Genomic DNA, 25,774 nt, shown 5'->3' on the forward strand with positions numbered 1-25,774 from the left:
CATGAAAACGACATCAATTATTTATACAGCGTTGGCAGTAGCTTTACTGTTCACCGCCTGCACCAAGGACAACTACAAAGCACCGGGGTCAGTACTGAGTGGCCGGATCGTATACCAGGGACAAACCCTGCAGGTACGCACGCCAACGGTCAACGGTAGCGGCAGCACTACTACCGGCGGCGTGCAACTGGAACTGTGGCAGCGGGGATACCAGTTGTTTACCAAGATACCGGTGTATGTAAACCAGGATGGCACTTTCTCCGCCACCCTCTTCGATGGCGATTATAAACTGGTACGCCTCGGTGGCGCGCCCTGGCAAAACAACACGGACTCCATCGACGTGCAGGTTCGTGGTTCTCAATCGATCGACGTGCCGGTAGTGCCTTATTTCACAGTGAATGCGCCTGCTTTCACATTCAACAAAGCAGACACCACCGTAACCGGTACTTTTACCCCTACACAGGTTACCGCCGGGCGTACGCTTGAAAACGCCGCCATTTGCGTGGGCGCTACCCAGTTTACCGATGTCATCAACAACATCGTACAACGCAGCGAAGGTGCCACACCGGGTGCGGCCAAGACCATCACGATCACCGTAAACCCCAACAGGTACAACGGTAGCGGACAGGAAAACATCCGCAAAAGACTGGCAGAGATGCTGAACAAGCAATATGGATTTCTCCGCATCGGTGTGAAGACCAATGGTGTGGGAGAAAGTATCTATACCACCGTCGTCAAGGTGGACATGAAGTTTTAAAAGAGCGCGTACAGTTAATCATCAGCAGTTGTTTTTGTTTTTATTCAACAGGCCTGCTGTTTCTACAGCAGGCTTTGTTTTATCTTTGATTAAGCGTAACTTATACACTTAATTGCAGAACCAGACCAAACTGAACTAAACATCGATTTATGAAGCAATGGTTTATCCTTTCTCTGGCGCTGTCCGGTTGCCTTGCCAGTGTTGCACAAAATGAGATCATCGTGCAGACCGATTCAGCCAAGACGTTAATCAGTAAACAGATCTACGGCCATTTTGCCGAGCACCTAGGCCGCTGTGTATACGGCGGTTTTTATGTGGGAGAAAACAGTAAGATCCCCAATACCGCGGGTGTGCGCAATGATGTGGTAGCGGCCCTTAAAAAACTCAAGATCGCCAACCTGCGCTGGCCCGGCGGTTGCTTTGCCGACACTTATCACTGGAAAGATGGTGTAGGTCCCAAAGACAAACGCCCGACCATCGTCAATACCTGGTGGGGCGGTGTGACCGAAAACAACAGTTTCGGCACCCATGACTTTCTCAATATGTGCGAACTGATCGGTACCGACCCTTACCTAGCTGGTAATATCGGTAGCGGCACCGTACAGGAACTCATCGACTGGGTACAATACGTGAATTTTGAAGGCGAAAGCCCCATGAGCAAATGGCGCCGCGAGAATGGGCGCGACAAACCCTGGAACGTAAAATTCTGGGGCGTAGGCAACGAAGCCTGGGGTTGCGGCGGCAATATGCGCCCCGAATACTATAGCGACCTCTACCGCAAATATGCGACTTTCATGAGCGGCTGGAGCGAAGGCAATATCTTCCGCATCGCCTCCGGCGCCAATTCGGCCGACTACAACTGGACCGAAGTGCTGATGAAGCAGATCCCGCGTAATATGGTACAGGGCGTAGCACTGCACCACTACTCCGTGATCGACTGGAACAAAAAAGGACCTGCTACCGGATTTACCGAGGAACAATACTTCACCACGATGCAACGGGCGCTGTTCATGGACTCACTGGTGATAAAGCATTCGGCCATCATGGACAAATACGATCCCAACAAACGCATTGCCCTCGTGGTAGACGAATGGGGCGGTTGGTATGATGTGGAGCCTGGCACCAACCCCGGCTTCCTGTACCAGCAAAACACGATGCGCGATGCGATGATCGCTGGTGTTACCCTCAATATCTTTCACAACCATGCCGATCGTGTACGGATGGCCAACCTCGCGCAAACCATCAATGTATTGCAGGCTGTATTGCTGACCAATGAAGAGAAGATGATCCTCACGCCTACCTACCATGTGATGGAGATGTACAATGTGCACCAGGATGCGAAGCTGATGCCTCTCAAGTTGAAGTCGAATGCTTATAAAGTAGGCAATCGCAGTCTGCCGGCCGTATCGGCCTCAGCCTCCCGCGACTCCCTGGGCAATACCCATATTTCGCTGGTCAACATCGATGCCGGTAAAGAGCAAACCATTACCGTGAACCTGAAAGGCGGTAAGTACAAGACCGTGACAGGCCGTGTGCTGACCTCCGGAAAAGTGCAGGACTTCAACACGTTTGAAGCACCCGAGAAGATTAAACCGGCCACCTTCAACGGCGCCATCCTGAAAGGGGAAGCACTGACGGTAAAACTGCCGGCTTGCTCGGTCGTGGTACTGGAACTGAAATAAGCCTCTTCCGCCGCCACCAACGGGTTGGCGGTATTACACCGTATAACATATCAAGAACGAATACAATCAATGAGAACATTTGCCACTTTGCTTGCTGCCGGTTGCCTCAGTGCCTCGCAGCTGCTTGCACAGACAACGCCGGTTTTTACGGTCAATGCCAGTCAGATCAACACCCCGATACAACAGACCATGTGGGGCATTTTCTTTGAAGACATCAACTTCGGCGCCGATGGCGGTATCTATGCCGAACTCGTGAAGAACCGCTCTTTTGAGTTCGCCGCACCACTCATGGGCTGGAAAGAACAGAAACCTAAGAACGACCCCAGCAATATCCTGATCATCAACCGGGGTGATCAATCCAATAATCCCCGTTATGCCCGCATAACTGTTCGCACACCCAATGGCTATGGCCTTACCAACGAAGGTTTTCGCGGTATGGGCATCAAGGGCAACGAGCAGTATGATTTTTCCATCCTGGCACGCGTGGTAGAAGGCAACGTCAAACTACGGGTAGACCTGGTAGATGGTACAAACGGCGCCATTGGCCGCACGAGTGTGCCCCTCGATGGCAACACCTGGAAAAAATATACCGGAACCTTCACCGCCAGCGCCACGGAGGCCAAAGCCAAAATGAATGTTTGGTTTGAAGGCACCGGCATCATCGAGGTAGACATGATCTCGCTCTTCCCGCAAAAGACCTGGAAGAACCGCCCCGGCGGCCTGCGCCCCGACCTGGTGCAATTGCTGGCCGATATGAAGCCCGGCTTCCTGCGTTTTCCCGGTGGCTGTATCGTAGAGGGCCGAGAGCTCGATACGAGGTACCAGTGGAAGAAAACGGTGGGACCGGTGGAAGACCGGGAGCTGATCGTGAACCGCTGGAATACCGAGTTCCGCCACAAGCTGACGCCCGACTATTACCAGTCTTTCGGACTGGGCTTTTATGAATACTTTCTCTTGTCGGAAGACATTGGCGCTTCGCCCCTGCCCATCATCAACTGTGGTATGGCCTGCCAGTTCAACAGCAGCGAAGTAGCGCCACTGGATGCACTGGACGAATATGTACAGGACGCCCTCGACCTCATCGAATTTGCCAACGGAAGCACCGATAGCAAATGGGGTAAGTTGAGAGCACAGATGGGTCACCCCGCTCCGTTCAACCTGAAATTGCTGGGTATCGGCAATGAACAGTGGGGCGAGCAATATGTAGATCGTTACAAAGTGTTTGCGAAAGCGATCAAGGCAAAATATCCCGAGGTGAGGCTGATCTCGGCGCTGGGACCCAACCCCGATGGCGAGTTGTTCGACTACCTCAACCCTATCTTCCGCAGTTTGAAGGCAGATATTCTGGACGAACATTACTACCGCGCGCCGGAATGGTTCCTGAAGCAGGCCAATCGTTATGACAATTACGACCGCAACGGCCCCAAGATCTTCGCGGGCGAGTATGCCGCGCAAAGCAAGGCAGTTGCCAGTGCCGACAACAGCAACAACTGGCAGTGTGCGATGTCGGAAGCCGCGTTCATGACTGGCCTGGAGCGCAATGCCGATGTGGTGCACATGGCTTCTTACGCACCGTTGTTTGCCCATGCGGAAGGCTGGCAATGGACGCCCGACCTCATTTGGTTCAACAACCTGCAGAGCTATGGTACGCCCAACTACTATGTACAAAAAATGTATGGTACCAATAAAGGAACCCATGTAGTATCGATGACGCTGAACAAGGAAACCGTGGCCGGTCAGCAGGGCCTGTATGGCAATGCGGTGATCGACAGCGTGAGCAAAGAGGTGATCATCAAGATCGTCAATACCAGCGACAAGGCCGTGACCAGTGAAGTAGCCCTGGAAGGCGTGAAAAAACTGGCGCCTGCCGCTACGGCAGAAGTGCTGAAAAATGACAACCTGCAACTGGCCAACAGTTTTGCCCAACCGGCAGCCCTGAGCCCCAGCCAGGAAACGATCAAATTGAAAGGAAAGAAACTACCGGTAACCCTGGCGCCCTATTCGTTCCAGGTGTTCCGCGTAAAAATGCTTTAACCGAAACGCCATAACCGATTGCCCCATGCGTATACCCTTACCCTTCTGCCTCCTCGCCGTTGCCCTGTTGCTGGCTACGCCTGCCGTACAAGCCCAACAGCCTGCGGCAGCAGGCAGCAACAATATACAGGTACATGACCCGGTCATGATCAAACAGGACGATACCTATTACCTGTTTTGTACGGGTCGTGGTATCAGTGTATGGTCGTCGAAAGACCGGAAGCAATGGCAACGGGAGAAACAGGTCTTCGATACCTTACCCTGGGGCGTACAGGCGGTGAAGGGGTTCCGCAACCATATCTGGGCGCCGGATATCTCGTACCACAATGGCACGTATTACTTGTTCTATTCGGTATCTGCTTTTGGCAAGAATACGTCCTGCATCGGGTTGGCGACCAATAAAACCCTGCATCCGGGTGATCCTGCTTTTAAATGGGTAGACCATGGCAAGGTGATCGAATCGGTACCGGGCAGGGATATGTGGAATGCGATCGACCCCAATGTGATCTGGGACGACAAGGACCAGCCCTGGCTGGCTTTTGGCTCGTTTTGGAATGGACTGAAAATGGTAAAACTCAATGCTTCGCTGACGGCTGTCGACATGCCCCAACAATGGCATTCGATCGCCAGCCGCAAGCTGAGCTATTATACACCGGATTCCAGTGCCGGCGACGGCGCTATAGAGGCCCCCTTCGTGTTTAAGAAGGGGGCTTTCTATTATTTGTTCGCCTCTACCGATTACTGCTGTAAAGGCGCACAAAGTACTTATAAGATGATCGTAGGCCGCTCGGCCTCCGTGACCGGACCTTATGTCGACAAAGCCGGCGTGCCACTGCTCAAAAGCGGCGGTACCTTGTTGCTGGAAGGCGATAAGGATTGGAACGGTGTTGGCCACAATGCCGTGTGCACCTTCGATGGTACCGATTACCTCATTTTTCATGGCTACGATGCCAATGACCGTGGCCGGTCGAAGTTGCGCATTGAAACACTCGCCTGGAAAGACGGCTGGCCGGAGGTGGCGAAGTAGGCAGCCTCCCAAGCTTCTGTTAAACCCCGCTCCCCTGGCCTACCTCCCTTGGCCATGGCCCTGCTTTTGCTTACATTGGAAGACCGGCATAATAAACCGGGACGCTTATTTATTTTGAAACCAATTTCCCGATATGAAGCAGTTGATGACATTAGTACTTGTCTGCGCCAGTGTTTGCGGCATGGCTCAGTCTTATAAAGCTGATGATGTATTGGGCACCTGGCTTACCAGTAGCAAAGAAGGCAAGATTGCCATCTACAAAACCGGCACCAAATATTCGGGTAAGATCCAAAGTGGCAGTAGCAAGGAGCATTTCGATGTACACAATCCAGAGCCGGCCCGGCGCAAGGACTCGCTGATCGGACTGGTATTGCTGAAAGATTTTGCGTATGATGGCGACGGCAAATGGACCGACGGCACCATCTACGATCCCAAGAGTGGTAAGACCTATAGCTGCAACATGACCCTCACCGACCGCAATACCCTCAAAATCCGCGGCTATATCGGCATCAGTCTGCTCGGCCGTACCGAGGTGTGGACCAGGGTGCAGTAAGGGGGGAGGTTAAATCAAATTATGGGCGTTGGGAATGATGTTGAGGAAGTTATGGAATTTGCTGTTGTACTTACGTTTGTCCAGTTTGTAGTAGAAGGCCCCGCGTTTGGAACTTTCTTTTTCCTTTTCTTTTTGCTTCACCAACAGTCCCGTCGACAGCACCTTCCTGCTGAAGTTGCGCTTATCGATCTCCGCGTCGTAGATTCCTTCATAGAGCGTTTGCAGTTGCGGCAGGGTGAATTTATCGGGCAATAGTTCGAACAGGATAGGATGCAGGGCTGCTTTGTATTGGAGGCGTGCCCGGGCCATTTCGATCATGGCTTCATGGTCGAAGATCAGGCGGGGATGCTTGCTGATGGGGAACCACTCGGCATGGTAGTCATCATTCAGCTGCTGCTGGTATTTACGAATATCGATGAGGCTGAAATAAACGATGGAAGCGGTGCGTTCGAGCGGATCACGGTGGGTGTCGCCGAAGGCATGCAGTTGTTCCATATAAACGCCGCTGAGACCGGTCAATTCTTTCAGTACACGGGCGGCAGAGGCTTCAAAACTTTCAGTAGGCTTTACAAAGCCTCCCATCAAACTCCACTTCCCACGTTCGGGCTCAAAACCACGCTGGATCAATAAAAGTTTTAGTTCCTGTCCGTCGAATCCAAAGATGATGCAATCTACGGCAACGAGCAATCGGGTTTGTTGAGAGTAGCGTTTCATTACGGTCGAAATATCGATAAAAATAGTAAAGTTTAAATACTGGCAAAGTATTTATATGATGGTCATGCTCGATTTTGCGCTAAATTGGCCTTGAAGTGCTAACATTCACCGTATGCGCAATACTAAAACAGCCTGCATATTCACCATCATTTATCTTATAGTGACCTCTTGCCATTCAACCAATTCCCGACTATCGCCCCAGCAACTGGCAGACAACATCAAAGCCAGGCTGGACAAGGTTCCCGGCCATTTTGGGGTAGCGTATTACGCCTCCTGGACCGGTCCGGTGTTGGTGCATGCCGACAGTGTCTTTCATGCAGCCAGCACGATGAAAACGCCCGTTATGATCGAGGTATACAACCAGGCCAAAGCCGGGCGCTTCTCACTGAACGATTCGCTGACCATTAAAAATGAGTTTTACAGTATTGTCGACAGCAGCGTTTATAGCCTCAACGCCGCGGACGATAGCGAGCAACAGCTGTACAGCCTGATCGGCACCAAACGCAGCATCTACCAACTGGTGTACGATATGATCATCAAAAGCAGTAACCTGGCCACCAATATGATGATCGAGCTGGTGGGCGCTAAAAACGTCACCAATACGATGCGTAACCTGTCGGCCCATTCCATCCAGGTGTTACGCGGAGTGGAAGATAGTAAGGCCTACCAGCAGGGGCTCAACAATACCACGACCGCCAATGACCTGTTGGCCATCTACGACCACCTGGCCGCACATAAAGTCGTCGATTCGGCTTCTTCTGCTGCCATGATCGGCATCCTGCTCGACCAGCAGTTCAACGAGATCATACCGGCCCGGTTGCCCGGTGACGTGAAAGTGGCCCACAAGACCGGTAATATCTCCGGCGTGCAGCATGATTCGGGCATCGTGTTCCTGCCGGATGGACGTTTTTATGCGATCGTATTGCTGTCCAAAGATCTTACCAACGAACAGGCGGGCATCGACGCCCTGGCCGACGTCTCGAAAATGATCTACGACTACGCGGTGGGGCAGCCGTAAAGGCTCAGTGCTTCCAGTTTTAGCTCCTTTTTTGGGGCCTACAACTCCAGATTTCAGCGCCAAAACCTGCGGCTTTTGGCCGAGCCTACTCGTTTTCCCGCTCCGGCACATTCCCTTCCGCCACAAAAACTGGCGTTCGCGTTTATGGAAACAGCCACAACAGGACTCTTAGAACAGGGAGCTTTTGTATCATCCAAGGGCCTGCCTGCCCGCAACCGGGTATATCCCCTCCCCCATCCGACTGTATCCCCAATGGCCATTGACTTGTCGAACAATGGTATGGGATAGGGCGGGAACTGGTATCCCTTTCATAGCAGTTCCATACCAGTCCAGTACCAGTGGCATACCAGTAGCATAGGAGTAGTACCGAGGTCAGATACCACCCACAATGGGTTTTATTCGAAATTACTCGGTTTTTGTTCGAGGCATTTTCGTCTCTCGTTCGAGACTTCTTCGGGAAATACCGGGGGATTACCAATGAAAACCCGAACAATTCCCGAAGAAAACCATGCCAGGAGGCGGATACAGGTAACGGAGCCCGGATTGCGATTACTGTAAAGCTATATCAGGATGATTTATTCACGGGTATAGCTATTCCAGGACGAGACAACAGTACACCGGATGGGCGGGGTATGTACTGGGAGTGCACGGGGAGAGCACTGCGAATGCACTGAGAGAGCACTAAACCCTGTATATTCCTGGTATAGTACCGCAGCTATTCGGGAGCTTTCCCGGAGTAGTCTCCCTACAGTACGCACCCATTAAGCGTGCATAATCCCGGCAAGGCCCCTACTTCGGGAGCGTGGTTTGACGGGTTGTAGACTGAGGGCCGGGAGATTGCCTGCATATTGCCTACACACTAAGGAAATATTGCCTCCTGTCATTGACAAGCCAGGCAATGTGTAGGCAATCGGTAGACATACTGCAGGCAAACAGCGGGCAATTGTACGGTTAGATTGTACCCAGCGATCGACCTCCTTCGCTAAATGCGTTTAGAAACTCGAATTTACGACTTTATTTTAAGTACAACCCAAACGACCACCCATGATTTCACGCGCCTTCCTGAGCCTCCTAATGGCTTTTATGATTAATACCCGAAACCGGCCAGAAAAAGAGCGCAACTCTCCGACCAATCTCTGAAAAAAGCACCTGGATGTGTATCGGAGACACGAAAACGGTTGAAGGAACTGGTTCGTTAAATTGGCGATCCAAAAGCAATGAACACGGGTAATCTGGTTGTAAAATTTATGATTTGGGTGGGACAGTTACCAAAAACCAGAACCGCCTCTTCTTTCAGGTAGTGAAAGTGTAGAGACGGTTCCAGGATCTACTTTGAAAACCAATAAATTATTTAGTCTGTATTTCTGGACATTCAGTAATGTCGAGGCCAGTGATACCTGCCTCTTCGAGCGCCAGCTTCATTTTCTCGCTAATGATGAACTCAATGAATCCGTAGTAAACGAAGAATAAATCATAATCAGCATATCGCTCGTTTAGCACTAATTTAGAAGGACGAACCTTAAGTTTCAGGTTGCTATTTCCAAATGCCAATAGTTCATGCTCATCCACAAACTTTATTTCCTCGAGCCTTGTATTGAAAATATCCATGATCGCAAATACGGTTCTCTCAAAATCTATTAGTGTTTCTGGGACAACCATGTTTAAGTAATAGTAGCTACCTGCCAACTCCTCACTCTTATATTTATAAACAAATAATGGTATTAGCTTAAACTCAGGCAACTTCATTGTCTGAATCAGTGATACAACCTTTCCATTTATAATCATCCCCCGATCCTTGAACCAGCTATTCGTAGTAAGGACATCCGTCCCTTTCGCCCTTTTGACCAGTTCATAAATTGGAATTGGATCAGCGACTTCGACAAACCGATTATGCCACAACTGTGGATTTCTCGTCACCACAACACGATAGTCATACTGAGGATATTCTCCAATCTGGTCTAATTCCGAAGACTCATAAAATTTATAAAACATTATCCATTAGATTTAAAAACTTGCCACCTATTGCCTGCGTTTAGGTTGTCCCATGCATATTGCAATGCATTTCCTGGAGTATTACTCGCATCCGAAACGTGACTATCTCAATTCCGCCAACAAGACTGGGATGGCAAGATCCAATGTATAACAACCAGCCGTATAATCAAATTATTCAAGAAAATTAACTAACGGCAAGACAAATTTCTTTTTGTAATAAACTATCTACTCAATCAGGCCACAACAGGCGATTATTTGTAGGATTCAAAGAATCTATTTCAATCTGAAATGGAACGCCTTCGCATATGGCCCCTTGTTACATTATTATTTCCGGTAGCTCTCGCACTTACCTTGCCTTTCTACCCGCCTGCATTTTACTCCGCACAATCGTCACCACCGGAATGATCACCCACACGATGTTGATCGCCATCGAAGGGTAAGCATGGTGCCAGGCCGTATTCACGATGAGCAGCGCACTGCCTACAATATTCAACCCGTAATACGCTGCCGAGTCAACGGCCAGCTTTTTATTGAGGTTGAGCATATAGGCTACTATAATACAGACCGATCCGACCCAGCCGAGCACTTCTATAAGCATAGGGAAATGTGTTGATTTGAACCACGCAACAAAATAAAAAAAGTATACATTATACTTAAATACAATTTCTTATCTTCGAAAAAACCCGCTACCTACCCTTTTAGCACCATGAGCCTCCACCATCGCCAGGACGAAACAGGCCTTTCCATCCCCACAGCACTGGAAGGGAAAATACTGGAAGGTCAAACGCATATACTGCAGCTTCTATTACAGAATACACCCACCAATCATCTTTTACAAACCATTGCTGCCTGGCTGGAAACGAATTGCCCGACCCCGGTTCAAGCCGCCATTTGCCTCACCGATACCTTTGGCCGCCACCTCGCGGAAGTCGTTACCGCTGCACCAGCAACCGAATTACAGGAAGCACTCAGGTGCCGTGACCTCAGCAACCTGGATACGCAGGCGCGAGAAACGGCCGTCCCACCCGCCACACTGTACAGCCACCCCTGGTGGCTGCCCGCCGCGAAAGTACTAGATCAGGCAGGAATTGTTGCCGCCACCTCATTCCCCCTCATCAACGCCGACAAACATACTGCCGCCGTATTGGAAGTGCTGCAGGCCACCCCTGCCCCACTCACGCCTTACGACCGGCAGGTGATCGCACTGGCTGTCAATATGATCCTGCTTACGTTGGCCCAGGCGCAACAACTCAGCATCAACCACCAACTGATTGAGCGTGAAAAGATGGCCCGCGAAGAGGTAAACAAAGCCGATCTGCTGGCCCAGTTCGCCGTAGAGGGCGCCGGTGCCGGCACCTTTAACGTCAACCTGACCGATAACTATATCAAATACTCTCCCCTGCTGTCGAAAATACTGACCGGCGAATACCTGACCGGCATGACGCGCAAGCAACTGGTGGATAATATCCATCCCGAAGATGTGCCGATCCGGGACGCCGCGTACCAGCTCGCGGCAACCACCGGCCACCTGGAATATGAAGCAAGGTTCATCTGGCGCGATGGATCTATCCACTGGGTGAAAGCCCTGGGAACTTACCTCACCGATTCCACCGGATCCAAAGCCAATTTTGCCGGCATGGTACTCGACATTACTCCCGAGGTAAAAGCCCGCGAGCAACAACAGCGCTTGCTGGCCCTGATCGAGAACAGTGCCGATTATATGGCGGTAGCCGATACCACCAACACCCTCGTGTACCTCAATAAAGCCGGACGCCAGTTAATGGGCATCGAACCTGACCGGGAGGCTGCCACCATCAAGAGTCACGATTTCACGACCGCCGAAGAATTTGAACGGGTACGCAGGCAGGTCCATCCGGCAGTCGCCCAATATGGCACCTGGTCGGGTATCATCGACATGCAACATTTCATAACAGGTGAGATCATTCCCTGTCATGCTGAATATACCTCCATCACCGACCCCTCGACCGGCGAATACCTGGGCAGGGGTGTCACTATGCGCGATCTGCGGCCCGAACTGGCATCCCGCAAAGCCCTGCAGGAAAGCGAACAGCGCTTCCGCCGCATGATCGAGCACGCGCCTATCGCTATGGGCGTATTCAAAGGCGATGACCTCATCGTAGAAGTAGCCAACGCAAAACTGTTGAACTTATGGGATAAAAAAGCATCGGTGATCGGCCTTCCCTTTGTGGAGGCACTGCCCGAGATCAGGGACCAGGCTTTTCCCGCCCTGATGCGTGAAGTGATGCGCACTGGCAAGGCTCACTACGGTTCCGAAACACTGGCCCGCCTTAACCGCAATGGCCGTATCGAAGACGGCTATTTTAATTTCGTGTATGCTCCTTTCCGCGAAGGTGACCACATTACTGGTGTACAGGTGGTAGCCAGCGAGGTAACCGCCCAGGTACACACGAAAAAAGCATTGGAAGCCAGCGAAGCGCGGTTCCGCAATTTCATCCACAGCGCCCCCGTACCGATAGCCCTGTACACAGGCCGCGAAATGCGCATCCAGATCGCCAACGAAGCTGTACTGCATACGTGGAACCGCGACGCTTCCGTGATCGGTAAAACATTTAGAGAAGCCTTACCCGAACTAAAAGATACGCCCTGGCCCGGCAAGCTGGAGCAGGTCTACGATACCGGCAACGCCTTCTATGCGTATGAAGAACGCGTAGACCTGTTGAACGAAGGGCAATTGGAAACCTTCTATTTCAATTTTACCTACAAGCCATTGTATGATGGCGAAGACAAGATATACGGAGTGATCAATACCGCTGCCGATGTCACCAAACTGGTACTCGCCCGGCAGGAACTGCTGCAAACACAAGCCCAGTTGACCAGCGCCATCGAATCGGCCCAAATGGCTACGTGGCGTATAGACCTGCAACAGCAATTCGCCTATTTCTCTTCGCGGCTGCGCCATTGGTTTGGCTTTGAAACAGAGCAGATCAACCTTCCTGCCGGCTTCGAAGCCATTCATCCCGCCGACCGCCAACGCGTACTCCAACACCTGCAACAAGCCATCGAAGGCGACGCTGCAGGGTACACCGACGAATACCGCGTCATCAACCAGCTCAACGATACTGAATACTATATCAGGGTTACCAGCAAGATCCACCGCAACGAAAAAGGGATCGCATACGAACTCATCGGTGTTGCCCAGGACATCACCGACCAAAAGCAAATGGAGTTCAAGCTGGAGCAACTGGTACAGCAACGCACCGAAGAATTGAGCCGGGCCAACCAGCACCTGCAGCAATCAAATGAAGAACTGGAGCAATTTGCCTATGTAGCGTCCCATGACCTGCAGGAGCCCTTGCGGAAGATCAGGATCTTTTCAGGCATGCTCATGAACCACCTGCAGTTGCAACATGGACAGGAGCAACACACCCAACTACTGGAAAAAGTGATCTCCAGCGCCGGACGCATGAGTCAGCTGATCATGGACCTGCTCAATTACTCCCATATCTCGAAGAAGGAAGCTTTGTTCCAGCAGGTCGATCTGAATACGGTGATACAAAATGTACATGAAGACTTTGAATTGTTGATCCGTCAAAAACAGGCGATCCTCCACATCGAACGGCTACCGGTCATCGAAGCCATTCCTTTGCAGATGAACCAGCTACTGTATAACTTGATGGGTAATGCGCTTAAGTTCACCCACCCGGACCGTATACCCACCTTACGCATACAAGCCTGGCCTGCTACGCCCGAACTTATAGCCGCCACACCCGGCCTTACGGGCAGCAACTACTGGGTGATCACGATCGCCGACAATGGCATCGGGTTCGAGCCCGGCATGTCCAAGCTCATCTTTACCATCTTCCAACGACTGCATCCGAGAAACAAATATGAAGGAACGGGGATCGGATTGGCCTTGTGCAAGCGCATCGTGCTGACCCATGGTGGTATCATTGAAGCCAGCAGCGAACCTGGTGAAGGATCGGTCTTTACCTTGCTGCTACCAGCGAAGCAACCAACAGCATGAGCCTGCCTATGCGTTGGATGCGCGGTTAAGACGTTTCACGCCCCAGTCAGAAAGACTTTCGAGCAGTTTTTGCATCGAGTGACCATCCTTTGTCAGTTCATACTCCACCCGCGGTGGCACCTCTGCATACACGATCCTGGTGATCAATCCATCCTTCTCCAGCTCACGCAATTGCAGCACCAGCATTCTTTCAGAAATGCCTACCAAGGCCTTCCGTAATTCATTGTAGCGCAGCCGTCCGCCCAGCAGGCGCATCAGGATCCCTGGTTTCCAACGACCACCAATCAGCGACAACGTATGCGCCATGCCGCAATGCGCGTCGATGGCCGTCTTATTCCTCGTGTTGGTGGAGCTCTGCTTCCTCATACTTACATTTTTGTTAGTACTTAACAATTTTAGCGGTACTGGCAAATGTAAGACGACGCCGGTAGTTTTGCAAAGAACAAAAAACGCACACGCATGAATCGCCTTGAAAACAAGATCGCATTAGTAACCGGTGGCAGCCGTGGTATCGGCGCCGGTATCGTTAAACGCCTCGCTGCAGAAGGAGCCAAAGTGGCCTTCACCTATGCACAATCTGCCGGTGCTGCCAAAACCTTGGTAGCGGAAGTAATACAGGCTGGCGGCCACGCCCTGGCTATCCAGGCCGACAGCCATTCTCCCGAAGACATCCACAAGGCCGTAGCACTAACTGTCGAAACTTTTCACGGTATCGACATCCTCGTCAACAATGCCGGCGTGTACAACGCCAATCACATCGAGCATTTTACCCTGGAAGAGTATGAAAGCAGCATGGCCGTGAATGTTCGCGCCGTATTCGTCGCTTCGCAGGCTGCCGCGCAACATATGACCAACGGTGGGCGCATCATCACCATCGGCAGCAATATGGCCGACCGGGTCACTGATGCGGGCGGTGCGCTGTATGCCATGAGCAAGTCGGCCCTGATCGGCCTGAACAAAGGTATTGCGCGCGACCTGGGCGCCCAGGGCATTACCGTCAACCTGGTGCAGCCTGGCCCTATCGACACGGATATGAATCCGGCCAATGCACCCCATGCGGCTGGTCTTACCCAACGCATGGCCATTGCCCATTACGGCACGCCCGCCCATATCGCCGGATTGGTTGCTTACCTCGCCAGTGACGAAAGCAGTTTCATCACCGGTACAGCGATTACGATAGATGGAGGATATAATATCTAGTCCTTCCGTGTCATCCGGTATTTTTTGGGGCTCATACCGATGATCTTCCGGAACCTTTTGGAAAAATAATACGGGTCATCGAAGCCCATGCTCATAGCAATGGACTTGACCGACTTATCGGTGAAGTCCAGCTGCTGTGTGGCTTTCTGCATTTTGAGCTGTATGAAGTAATCGATCGGTGCGTAGCCCGTTTTCTGTTTGAACAGACTGGAAAACCGCGAGGCTGAATAGTTGTAATGCTTGCACAAGTCCGTCAACGTAATATTTTCGCTGATGTGCTGGTGCATGTACAGGATCGCACTATCGATCGCATCCAGCTTGTCCGTCGACTGCTGCGGAAAATGCCGTGGATTATAAATAAAGAGCGAGATAAAATGCGTGAGGCACATACTGGTAAAAACGAGGTTATCCATGCTATACCCCAGCTCCAGCGACTTGTACATCTTCATGAACAGCCCCGTCACCTCTTCATTGATCTTCACATAGCTGGGCTTGAAATGTTTCTGCACCACCTGCATGCCGTTGAAATCGGGCAGTCCGTCGCCACCGAAATGGATCCAGTAGATCGTCCAGGGATCATCTTCACTGCTGCCGTAGGCATGCTCGGTATTTTGAGGCAGGATGAAGAATTCATTGGCCCCTACTTCATAGCGCTTGTCTTCCAACTGGTACCAGCCTTTACCATCGACACAGAAGAACAGGAAGTTTTCGGGTAATCCTTTTTTGCGATAGGTATAGTGCTTCTCCGCCTTGGGATAATAACCCAGGCTGCATAGGTACAGTTTCGACAACAGGGGATTGTTCTGTACCCGGGACTTGATCACGGTTTTGGGGATCTCGATCCGTTGCCGGCCCAGCCCATGCCAGATGTTCTTGTGAGAGCCTATTTTATTCGCAACACTCATAATATGACAAGTTATCGCCGATGATGATGCTGCTAATTTAATAGAACTTGCTTGATTAATGGATTAAACCTGTAAGGCGGTCATCTTTATCAACACTAAGGAGCCAGCAGGTTGACAACGTCTTTCCGCCGGCTTTCGGGCAGCACCGTCAATTGGACGAGTTTGCCGCCGGCAACTTTCGCTTCGACCGTCGTATTATACGGCGCATGCAATTTAAAATGCACATCCTGGGAAGCAGGCCAGGCGGGGAACAGCAAGATCTTCCGGTCATCGGTTTGCAATAGCATCTCCTGTACACCGATCATGCCGCTACCGCCCCAGTTGTGGTCGGGCACCCAATCGAATCCCGGTCCCCAAAACGCAGGAAAGCGGCGTCCGCTGTTCTGCAGTTTCAACTGGTTCATTTGCCAGGCCTCATTGCGCAAACCCAGGCGGGCCGCGAAAATATTGTCCTGCTTCCAGCCAATATGACTGCGAAACTTCAGGGCAAACGTATCATAACGCCAGGTATTGAGGGCGGTATCCAAACCTGGTTTGCCGACACCAAAGATGCCCCAGGGGAATACCGGGTACAGTTGCGGCGATTCAGTATTATTGACACGCTCCCACAACTTCGCCGGCGCGATGGTGGTATGTCCATTGAACCGCTGGTAGGGGATCGGTGGGATGCGGTTGCGGAAAGCCTGCCACCAGTTGCGCTGCTCCGCCGTACCGTAGGTAGCCGGTAACTGCAACAAGCGATCGGTCAACACCGATAACCCGGCAATGGTGGAACTCGCATTGTACGCCATCTTGAAGGTCTCGGCCGCCGAGCCAGGATACAAGATCAACTTGCCCGCACCATCCAGCGCCTTAGCCCCCCGTTGCTTTGCACGGTATTGGTAATGCTCATCGAAGAAACGCAGGCAACTTTCGATAAAGGGCAGGTAGCCACGGATGTCTTTGCCGGTATACCGCTGTTCTTCCAGCATCATCAGGCAAAACTCCAACACGGTGTCCCACTCGTATTCGAGCCAGGGATTGTACTCTACGCCTTTGTCGAACCCGGCGGGCCGTTTGGTGCCATACTCGGCATAGTCGGGCAATCCATAGTTCTCCATCTGCTCGGTAAAGGAGGCGCCGGAATGGTTCCAGTATATCTTGCTACGTAGCTCGGCGTTCTGCAGGATACGTAAATAAAAATCAAACTGCGCCCGCATCATATCCCAGTCGCCACTTTTGATCAGGGGAAAATAAACCAGTCGCTGGTTCTGCGCCGTATGCAATCCCCCACCCCAGTTGCGGAAATCGGGGTTGAACTTTTGTGCGGTATCGGTGTACACAGGATCCACGGTCAACAATCCGCCATTGAACTTCGTGGGCCAATCACCCTTTGCATTCAAAGCCAGCATATAACGAAACAACTGGTAATTACGTCCTACCTGCCAGGCTACGCTGCTGGTATCACTGCCACCGATCTTTACAAAACTCCTTTGCCAGAATTGCTGCCACCAGGTCTGGGTGGCTTTATAGGCAATGGCTTTGTTGGTACGACCAGCAGCAACCAGGGAGTCGAGCGACTGTTGCCACTGTTGCACGGAACTGGTTTGTGCGGTATGCAAGGTGAGTTGCAGGTGGTGCTTTTTTGCGGGCCGTGCACTGCGCAGCATCCAGCCTTGAAAATCCGTATTGGCGTAGATGCCGCTGGTATGGGCGCCAGTCACAAAGTTTTCTCCGGTAAGGCTGCCGCCGGAAATGAGGTTGCTCAACGGATTGTACAACTGCTCCTTCACGGGGTCCATGCCTTGCTGCGTAATGGTCGCCTCGAATATGGTAGGGCTTTCATTGCGGTGAAAAAACAGTACACCGTTGCCGCTTACATCGATGCTGTCGCGCCGGGCCCTATTCCCCTTGGGAGCACCCCATTTCCAGGAATTGCCATAGTTCTCCCGGCCGGTAAGCTCACGGTCGCGGTAACGCCAGCTTTCATAGGTTGCCTGTGCCGATATCTTCTGGTTGCTGCTGACTTCCACATGCACTAACGGACTGAATACATCGACCCAGATGCGGACCGACGCCGTCTGAGCGCCACTACGACCCGACACGGTCACATAACCCTCTTGCAAATGAAGTTCCTGTTTAAAATCACTGCCTGTAAAAACAGCAGGCTGCAATTGCAGTCGGATACGACCGGCCTTCAGCAAACTATTGTTCTCATCGAAGCTGCCACTGCGGGCGGCATAGATCAGGAGGTCGCCTCCTTCTACCCATACATTCAATCCGATATCACCACCTCCGCATGGCATCGACTCGCCGGCGTTCGACGAGGGGCTCGTCCATACGATGTTGTAAGCATCCAGCGCTGGTTGCTGCGCTTGTGCAACAACTCCCAAGCATACCCATAACAACAGGAAGGTGGCTTTCTTCATTATTTGACAATGATCTGCACCCTACCGGCGAGGCCCGCAGGCGGCAGGGGTTTATTTTGTAAGCGATACGGTGAATTGGTCCAGGTGATGCGTTTATCGGCCGGCAATCTTTCGTCGCCGATCAACCGGTTGGCCCAGGTATTGGTCACTGCGATCTCGACGGTATTGGTACCTTTCTTCAATGCCCGCGAAATATCCAAACCATAAGGATAAGTCCACACGGTACCACAATCAACACCATTTACTTTCACCGAAGCCAAATTGTATACACTGTCGATCTGCAACCAGCCAATGCCCCTGGTTCCGGGGAAGGTCCACTCGAAGGTATTTTTATAGATAGCCGTACCGGAGTAATAGCTGATGGCTGTGTCGCTGTGGTTGGACCAACTGGTCAGGGTCGGGAATACGACGGGCTGCGACGGTCCACCCAGTTTGGGATCGAAGGTCACCTGCCAGTTATCGGGCAGCTCTACACCGATCGAGGAGTAAGGCAAGGGTGTCAGAAAAGGTTGTACACCCGCTTTCTTACGCAGCACAAGGAAGATCGAACCATTGGCTTCCAGGCGCAAGCCCACCTTGGTGCGGCCGTTCTCCACGCCCCACGACTCAGCGTTCCTGATTGAGCCCTCTACCGGGTCCCAGATCTCGGGCTGCCGGCCGCTTAGCCGCAAACTCACTACGAGTTCGCGTATACGCTCCTGCTGGTTGGCGATAAAATAGATATCAAAATCCTTGCCTCCCGATCGATGCGTCCAGGCGATATCGATCGCGGGAGCACCGTTCGCTTCCTCCGCTATACAATCACGCTCGATGCCCAGCGCAGAAAAGTCATCGGCTGTATAAGGACCGTTCAACAGCTTACCCCGGCCTTTTATAGCATTCAGCCCTTGCGGGGTCTTGTTCTCCAGCTTGTCTTGCAAGGAAGGGGATTGCGTGGGTTGCTCACCCAACACGACGGTGGCCCCAGCCTTTACAAATTGGGCGACCTTCTGTTCAACAGCGGCTGTCATCAGGTTCCCCTGCGGATTGAGGCTATGGGATGCGGGTATCACCAGCACGCCATAGCTGGCGCCACCCGGTAACACGATCCGGTTATTCTTAACAGTGGCGAGACGTAACAATGCATCGGGATTGATGGCATCATAGGCATAACCACGCAATGGATCGATCCATTTTTCCGGATCGGCCAAATTCGCGGAGTGGGACACACCGGCCGGCAAAGTACGCAATGGTGTACCGGCATTCTCTAGCCGGCGCTTCTCAGCCGCTACCCTTTCGTCACCAATAATGCCCGGCAAGGTATTGACGAGTTTGTGGGGCAACACGGCCCGGCGCGGCAGTTCTTCGCCTGTAAAGACAGCTATATCATTGACGGGCCTGCCCAGTTGCAACAAGGCCTGGCAACGTGACAAGTAATCGATCCAGGCCTTGCCCGGCTTCCACCAGGTTTGGTCGCGCTGGAAGAACATGCCGATGCCGTCAAGGGTCATGCCCGGCTTGCGGTCGATCCAGGGATTGTGCACAAACACATGGAGGGCCAGGCGGTTGATGCCGAGGGCAAAATTGCGGTCGCCCAGGGTTTTGAGCATGCCGGGATGTTCACTGAAATCCATACGCAGCGTGGTGAAACTTTCCGCCTGTACGATCGGCTTTCCATATATATGGGCGCCCGACACGGCATCGTATACATCATTCGGTTTGTCATGCGTGGGGCTGTTGAGCCAAAACTCGCCCATCGGCAGATCGACGTAGCGGTAATGGGCCATGCCATCACTCAGCATGGTGGGGGCGATGGTTTCTCCATTGAATTGAGCGCCGGCGCCATGCGCGAGTTTGGCCAGGGGTGCATAGAAATTATCGACCACCAGTTCGGCAATGGTTTGCCGTACATCGTACAGGAACCCTTCCGATACGGACGCATTCTCCACCGGGGTACCGGTCATCGCCAGCAGGTAGGTGGTCAGGTCATACTTGCGGCGCTTTTTGAACTCCGCTGCAAAACCGGCACTCCAGTTCTGGCTGCCACACTCCCAGCTATCCATGTGAAAGATCTTCAGCACATCTTTGGCCAACTGCGGACCCGCTACGCGAACCGCCTCACCAAACCAGTTGTCGAATTGTAGCTTGACAGCAGCCGGATTGAATTTATCACATTCCAATCCTTTGCCGGCACCACCGGTCGCATTACGTTGTCCCGTAGAGGTATGACCGATACGCACGATCACCCAATTGCCCGCGGGGGCTTTCCAGGTGAGCTTGCCGGTACTGTCCATCTTACCAGTCAGGTTAACGACGTCTTTCAACGGTACCGCCAGGGAGTCAGGGACCTGCTGTACAGTAGTACGCTTACTGACGCGCCACATGGAGCCATTTATGCTTTCAAACTGGTTCAGCACCGGTTCGTCGCTCATATAGATACCGGATACTTTCAATACCGGTTTCCATTTGGCGGCATCGAGGTCTTCGGCACCAGGCTCGGTCCCCTTTTTATCATAAACAAAGCGGTAATAAAGCGCCGATACGGTGGGAATGGAATGGGTGACATCTTCTTCTGTATCCTGCCAGCCGGCGCGGGGAGGCTCCAACCGCACCACATCGCGGAAATGCTCACCATCATCGCTGGCCTGCAGCAATAAACGCTGGGCCTGGTAATCCCTGCCTGTGACATGTATACGCACCGAACGGCAGGTGAAGGGCTGGGGATATTTATACTGTATCCAACAAACAGAATCACTCCGGAAGTTTTCCTTGCCACCATTGTCGAAAGCCAGGAACTGGGCTTTGGAGCCGGGTATACTGGTCGTAACCCGGGGAATCAATACGGTATCGCTGAAGGCCTGCACACTGTTGGCGGGATATGCCAGTACAGCCACATCTTTATAATAATCTTCTTTGGCGTCCGGTTGCGGCAGGGAGATATCCATTGAATCGCCGCCTTTGACATATTCGCGGGTCCACACCAGTTTCTGCATCGACAGTTCGGGGGTGATCCAGGGGCCACCGGCCAGCGCAAAGCCGTCGCTGACGTGAAAGGCGAGTTGCAGGTTGAGCCTTTTGGCTTCCAGCATGGCATGGCGCACCATCTCCCACCACTCCTTGCTCAGCTGCCTTACAGGCGGATTGTACAATGGCGGATTGGCAGTATCCTTGATACTGACGAGGTAGGCACCGGCAATGCCTGCCTGCTGCATGGCTTCCAGGTCGGCCGTAATGCCTTCCTTCGATACGCTGGCTTGCATCCAGTACCAGAATACCCAGGGCTTGGCACTGACGGGGGGCCGCAGAAACAGCGATTCGCTGGGCCAGCCCAGGGTATCCGATTTGAATGGATGAAACGATTTATTAGTAAGATTTTCCTGCAAGGGGGGCACCGTCGATGGGATCGCAACCGGTTGCGTGGGGGACGGAGCAGGCGCTGTATTTTTTTCCTGTAACCACCAGATTCCGGGCAGCACGGACAACAGGCCAGCAATCAGTAAAAAACTCTTGTGCATCATATGAAAGCCTTATCGCGTGTGAAGTTAGGGTAATGATCGATATCCCCTAAAAAAAACGGGGCCAACGGAGAACCGTTACCCCAACTTGCTTGCTTTTTGCTATATGAAACTCTTGACTCTACCGGTTGGCTACCGGGAGAAGATGATGATCAATTGAGGTCATAAAAATACAGGGATTGCGGGCCGCCGCAAATGGCATATCGATGCAAGATGATGGAATATTTGACTATTTTGGCAACCGGCAGCGCTACCGCTTCCCCAGGATCTTTTCAACAGCCTGGCTATAGCCCGGCCCCACCGGCAATTCCGTGTTGCCGATCCACACATTGTTCTTATCTATTTTGGTGATGTGGGCAGGTGCTACCAGGAAAGAGCGATGAATACGTACAAAAGCAGGCAACAACTCCGTTGCATCTGCCATGGTAAGGCGCGACAACAATACACGGTCAGTCAACACAAACCGGACGTAGTTGGCATTGCTCTCTACATACAGCAACTCATCGAGCAGGATCTTTACCTGTTCATACCCACTCTTCACAAACAGGTGGGCCGGCGCCCCTTTATGCCCAGCCCTGCTGCGCAATTCATGTTGTTCCATCGCCTTGCTGCAGGCCTTCAGGAACCGCACCTGCGAGAAAGGTTTCAGCAGAAAATCGATCACATCCAGGTCAAAGCTTTGTACGGCATGCTCGCTGTAGGCAGTCGTCATGATCACCATGGGCGGATCGGGCAACGACCGGAGAAAATCAATGCCGGAGATATCCGGCATCTTGATATCGAGAAACAACAGGTCGGGCCGCTGCTGGCGCAAAGGTTCAACGGCATCGAAGGCATTGGTAAAACTGTGCGTCAGTTCCACAAAGGGTACTTTGGCCGCCAATGCTTTCACCACCTCGATGGCAATCGGCTCATCATCTATGACAAATGCTTTCAACATACCGTTATTTAATCTTCGGCGCAGCGCTTTGCTTGTCGCCGTTGTTGATCCATAGTTTTATTACTTTACCTGTGGCATCCTTCTCAAACCGGATCAGGAACTCGTGGTTATCGCTCAGGTAGAAATTCATTTCATCGAGAGCCATCAACTCAGATACCGGCCCACGCTGCGGCTTTCCTTTTAAACGGCCGTTTTCCAACACCATGTCTATCAGGAGTCCGTTCACTTCCAGCTGATAGGTGCCTACATAGCCTGCCAGCACCGATTCCGGTAAGATCACTGCAGTTCGCTTCACCGGCAACTGATAGGGCTGTCCGTACACGATGGCCAGCAGGTTGCGGGTGATCTGGTCGCGGCTCTCCGTTTCCATATTGGCCAGCAGGATCACGCAGACATCGTCGGCAGGCACCCTGTACAGGTTGCTCCTGAACCCAAATATACCACCGCTGTGCGACACTCCCCGCTTACCATACACCGAATCAATAATCCAGCCATATCCATAGTGATTCAGCAACGGCGTATAGGCACGCTCCATCAAAGGCTGTCGTACCAGTGCATACCGCTGCAATGCCCGGTGCCATTTGTAAAGATCGGTTGCGGTTCCGTAGATGGCGCCCGCTGCATAGGGTTCCAGCGAGTCGAGTATGGGTGGTATTTTTGTGGGCGCCTCCGATGAATCGGCATAATAGCCGGTGGCTTTGTCAGCACTGACCAGCCTTTTAAAATCGAGACCGCTGTGCTTCATCCGCAGCGGCACCAGGATATTCTTTCGCACGGCTTCAAACCAGGTAAGGCCGGTACGCTGCTCGATGATCAGTCCCAGCAGCACATACCCCGCATTGCTGTAGCTCCATTTGGTGCCCGGCAGAAAGTCGAGTGGCTGTTCTTTGAACCGGTTCCGTATGGAGTCGGGAGCGGCAGCCCCCCGGTACGGAAGGCGCAAATGTGACACATCGGTGGTCAGGTGATCGATGCCGGAGGTGTGTGTCAACAGGTGTTCGATGGTAATGCTATCGCCTCGGGGAAAATCGGGAAAGAAGCGACTGAGCTTATCAGACAACTGCAGCCTCCCCTGCTCTACCAGTTGCAGGATCAGCGTCGAAGTAAATTGTTTCGTGATCGAAGCAATCTGGAAGAGGGTATTGGTGTCGTTGAGGGAACGGGCTTGCTGGTTTTTGTATCCATACCCTTTGGAGAGCAGTATTTTTCCCTCACGGGCGACCAGCACAGTACCGCTGAATTTATCCTGCACCGTATACGCCTTCATCAGCGCATCGAGCTTGGCGTAAACACTGTCTTGAGAAAAGGCAATAACAGTCAGGGCCAATAAAATGGCCAGGGTGAAAATATAACGCATGGAATTGTTTTTTAGAGATTAGTAGCTAGGCTTGAATGGTTAAGGCAATGGCAAACTCTTGTCCATCGTCTGTGATTTGTAAGGAATGTTTTCCGGGATACACCAGTGCCAATCGTTCGCGTACGTTTTGCAGACCAATGCCGGAATGCTGCTGTTCGGGATCACCTGGTTGATGAGGATGCACGCTGTTGCTGACGGTGAAACGAATAACCCCTTCCTCACAAGCGAGTGCTATCCGTATCCAGGACGGGTTGCGCAGGCTGATGCCATGCTTAAAGGCATTCTCTACAAAAGGGATCAGCAGCATCGGCGCAATCGACAGGGGGCAACGCTCCGTTTGTATATCATGTGTTATTTGAATATCCGGCTGCGTTTGTATGCGTAACTTTTGGAGATCGATGTAATTCTGCAGGTACTCTACCTCCCGCTCCAGCGGAATGGCATCGAGGTGATTGTCGTGCAACATGAAGCGCATCATGTCTCCCAGCTTTTGGATGCCCGCAGCCGCATCGGATGCGTTTTCGCGCAATGCCGTTCCATACAACGTATTTAGCGCATTGAACAGGAAATGCGGATTGATCTGCGACCGCAGCAACTGCAGATCGGCCTTCGTTTGCACAAGGGCTTTCTCTACGCCACGTAACTGCAGGATACGGTCTTTTCGCTGATTGAAGAGGTACCAGGATACAGGAATGGTGATCATCCATTGCACACCCAGGCATACGAAGAAACCAACGTTAGCCATTGACGACACCCCAAAACCCGCGATCATAAACAAAGGAAAGGTGCAGACGACTGAATACAACAACAGGTGGACCAACATCTTTTTCTCCCAGAAGGAACCCGACTGGTTGCGTGGAAAGACTCTGTACGTATTGACCATAAAGAGTGCGAAAATGGCCGGCACAAACCAATTGCCTATAAATCGCAGACTATTCGTCCAACCGGTCAATATACCCACCAGTACCATCACTGAAAAATAGATCAGCGCAAACATCGTACACTGGTTTACGATGAGCACGCGGTAGGCCCGTTTGGGCCCCGGCCTGTCCAGGTAACGGATGAGCAATCGTATCAGCAGAAAGAAAGCGGTATAGTTGGCAACGAGTTTCACCGCATTCCACCAGCCAAAGGACAGGTTGTCCATTGGATGATCATTGTAGCCGAACAATGCCAATGCCTGAAAATGGCCATAATTGAACCACCAGGGATGTGCATACCAGGTGATGAGATTAACGCCCAATGCCAGCAGCCAACTGATCAGCAACAACACCGCGATCCCCGAGAACACCTTGCGAAGAATAGCGGCTGTGCTCCCCTTCCAATCTATGGCAGTGAACAGCGGAATGATCAACCAGGCGATCAGCAGGTACGCGAGGTAAGCCAACAGGCCTATAGCGATCTGCGGGAACAATACGTTTTTATAATACTTGAAGTGTATACCGTGGCTTCGATAAACGTCCATGAAAAGCTCCTGCACGCCCTGCGCCTTAAGCGAGATCATGAGCAACACAGCGTGCAGTATCCAGGCTATGAAAAATACCGAGGCGAGGACCGTCTCATGCTGTTTCCACCGCAGCGTAGCTGCAGACGGTGTGGTATGGGGTTGTATTGGTTGAGGGTTCTGCATCTTTATTTCTTTTCAGCAAGATTACAGCATCGCAACAGGCACACGTAGCAAATGTTA

The 25,774-nt window shown here is 52.0% G+C and carries 18 protein-coding genes; 8 read left to right on the forward strand and 10 right to left on the reverse strand.

The window, feature by feature from the left end:
• Position 1: 1 nt before the first annotated feature.
• From P2W70_RS24660 to P2W70_RS24680, 5 genes are all read left to right on the forward strand, one after another.
• The gene (locus P2W70_RS24660) at positions 2-757 is read left to right on the forward strand and encodes a DUF3823 domain-containing protein (RefSeq protein WP_276484210.1); all 756 of its coding nucleotides are present in this window, start codon (positions 2-4) and stop codon (positions 755-757) included.
• A 149-nt stretch (positions 758-906) separates the two neighbouring features.
• On the forward strand, positions 907-2,439 hold the full coding sequence (locus P2W70_RS24665) for an alpha-N-arabinofuranosidase (protein WP_276484211.1): 1,533 nt from the start codon (positions 907-909) through the stop codon (positions 2,437-2,439).
• A gap of 69 nt (positions 2,440-2,508) precedes the next feature.
• Positions 2,509-4,473, forward strand: a complete 1,965-nt coding sequence (locus tag P2W70_RS24670) for an alpha-L-arabinofuranosidase C-terminal domain-containing protein (RefSeq protein WP_276484212.1) — start codon at positions 2,509-2,511, stop codon at positions 4,471-4,473.
• A gap of 25 nt (positions 4,474-4,498) precedes the next feature.
• Positions 4,499-5,500: an arabinan endo-1,5-alpha-L-arabinosidase gene (locus P2W70_RS24675; RefSeq protein ID WP_276484213.1), complete on the forward strand. Its 1,002-nt coding sequence runs from the start codon at positions 4,499-4,501 to the stop codon at positions 5,498-5,500.
• Between the two features lie 133 nt (positions 5,501-5,633).
• Positions 5,634-6,053: a DUF2147 domain-containing protein gene (locus P2W70_RS24680; protein WP_276484214.1), complete on the forward strand. Its 420-nt coding sequence runs from the start codon at positions 5,634-5,636 to the stop codon at positions 6,051-6,053.
• 9 nt (positions 6,054-6,062) lie between these two features.
• Here P2W70_RS24680 and P2W70_RS24685 read toward each other — a convergent pair whose 3' ends face one another.
• Positions 6,063-6,767 carry an NUDIX hydrolase gene (locus P2W70_RS24685; protein ID WP_276484215.1) on the reverse strand — a complete coding sequence of 235 codons (705 nt, stop codon included), beginning with the start codon at positions 6,765-6,767 and terminating at the stop codon, positions 6,063-6,065.
• Between the two features lie 112 nt (positions 6,768-6,879).
• On the opposite strand from P2W70_RS24685, the gene P2W70_RS24690 reads away from it, so the two are divergent.
• Positions 6,880-7,785 carry a serine hydrolase gene (locus tag P2W70_RS24690; RefSeq protein ID WP_276484216.1) on the forward strand — a complete coding sequence of 302 codons (906 nt, stop codon included), beginning with the start codon at positions 6,880-6,882 and terminating at the stop codon, positions 7,783-7,785.
• 1,347 nt (positions 7,786-9,132) lie between these two features.
• Here P2W70_RS24690 and P2W70_RS24695 read toward each other — a convergent pair.
• Together P2W70_RS24695 and P2W70_RS24700 are read right to left on the reverse strand one after the other, a co-directional pair.
• Positions 9,133-9,777, reverse strand: coding sequence for a hypothetical protein (locus P2W70_RS24695; protein WP_276484217.1), 645 nt, complete (start codon positions 9,775-9,777; stop codon positions 9,133-9,135).
• A 346-nt stretch (positions 9,778-10,123) separates the two neighbouring features.
• Entirely contained in the window at positions 10,124-10,375 is a 252-nt protein-coding gene (locus P2W70_RS24700) for a CBU_0592 family membrane protein (protein WP_276484218.1), read from the reverse strand.
• 108 nt (positions 10,376-10,483) lie between these two features.
• Between P2W70_RS24700 and P2W70_RS24705 the strand changes: the two genes are divergently transcribed.
• Positions 10,484-13,783, forward strand: coding sequence for a PAS domain-containing sensor histidine kinase (locus P2W70_RS24705; RefSeq protein ID WP_276484219.1), 3,300 nt, complete (start codon positions 10,484-10,486; stop codon positions 13,781-13,783).
• A 6-nt stretch (positions 13,784-13,789) separates the two neighbouring features.
• Here the strand turns inward: P2W70_RS24705 and P2W70_RS24710 are convergent, their stop codons facing one another.
• Complete coding sequence (locus tag P2W70_RS24710) at positions 13,790-14,149, reverse strand: winged helix-turn-helix transcriptional regulator (RefSeq protein ID WP_276484220.1); 360 nt, start codon at positions 14,147-14,149, stop codon at positions 13,790-13,792.
• 93 nt (positions 14,150-14,242) lie between these two features.
• Here P2W70_RS24710 and P2W70_RS24715 point away from each other — a divergent pair, with 93 nt between their 5' ends.
• Positions 14,243-14,983, forward strand: a complete 741-nt coding sequence (locus tag P2W70_RS24715) for a 3-oxoacyl-ACP reductase family protein (RefSeq protein ID WP_276484221.1) — start codon at positions 14,243-14,245, stop codon at positions 14,981-14,983.
• Here P2W70_RS24715 and P2W70_RS24720 read toward each other — a convergent pair.
• The 6 genes from P2W70_RS24720 to P2W70_RS24745 form a co-directional block, all read right to left on the reverse strand.
• Positions 14,980-15,888 carry an AraC family transcriptional regulator gene (locus P2W70_RS24720; RefSeq protein WP_276484222.1) on the reverse strand — a complete coding sequence of 303 codons (909 nt, stop codon included), beginning with the start codon at positions 15,886-15,888 and terminating at the stop codon, positions 14,980-14,982. The genes P2W70_RS24715 and P2W70_RS24720 overlap by 4 nt on opposite strands.
• A gap of 95 nt (positions 15,889-15,983) precedes the next feature.
• Positions 15,984-18,296, reverse strand: a complete 2,313-nt coding sequence (locus tag P2W70_RS24725; RefSeq protein ID WP_276484223.1) for a DUF5703 domain-containing protein — start codon at positions 18,294-18,296, stop codon at positions 15,984-15,986.
• Entirely contained in the window at positions 18,296-21,793 is a 3,498-nt protein-coding gene (locus tag P2W70_RS24730; RefSeq protein WP_276484224.1) for a glycosyl hydrolase, read from the reverse strand. The genes P2W70_RS24725 and P2W70_RS24730 overlap by 1 nt, the downstream gene beginning before the upstream one ends.
• Before the next feature lie 247 nt (positions 21,794-22,040).
• Positions 22,041-22,730: a LytR/AlgR family response regulator transcription factor gene (locus tag P2W70_RS24735; protein WP_276484225.1), complete on the reverse strand. Its 690-nt coding sequence runs from the start codon at positions 22,728-22,730 to the stop codon at positions 22,041-22,043.
• Positions 22,731-22,734: 4 nt separating this feature from the next.
• On the reverse strand, positions 22,735-24,087 hold the full coding sequence (locus P2W70_RS24740) for a serine hydrolase (RefSeq protein ID WP_276484226.1): 1,353 nt from the start codon (positions 24,085-24,087) through the stop codon (positions 22,735-22,737).
• A 25-nt stretch (positions 24,088-24,112) separates the two neighbouring features.
• A complete protein-coding gene (locus P2W70_RS24745) occupies positions 24,113-25,717 on the reverse strand; it encodes a sensor histidine kinase (protein ID WP_276484227.1) in 1,605 nt (534 codons plus the stop codon).
• Between the last annotated feature and the right edge of the window lie 57 nt (positions 25,718-25,774).

This window comes from Paraflavitalea pollutisoli (assembly GCF_029360705.1).
Taxonomy (GTDB): domain Bacteria; phylum Bacteroidota; class Bacteroidia; order Chitinophagales; family Chitinophagaceae; genus Paraflavitalea; species Paraflavitalea pollutisoli.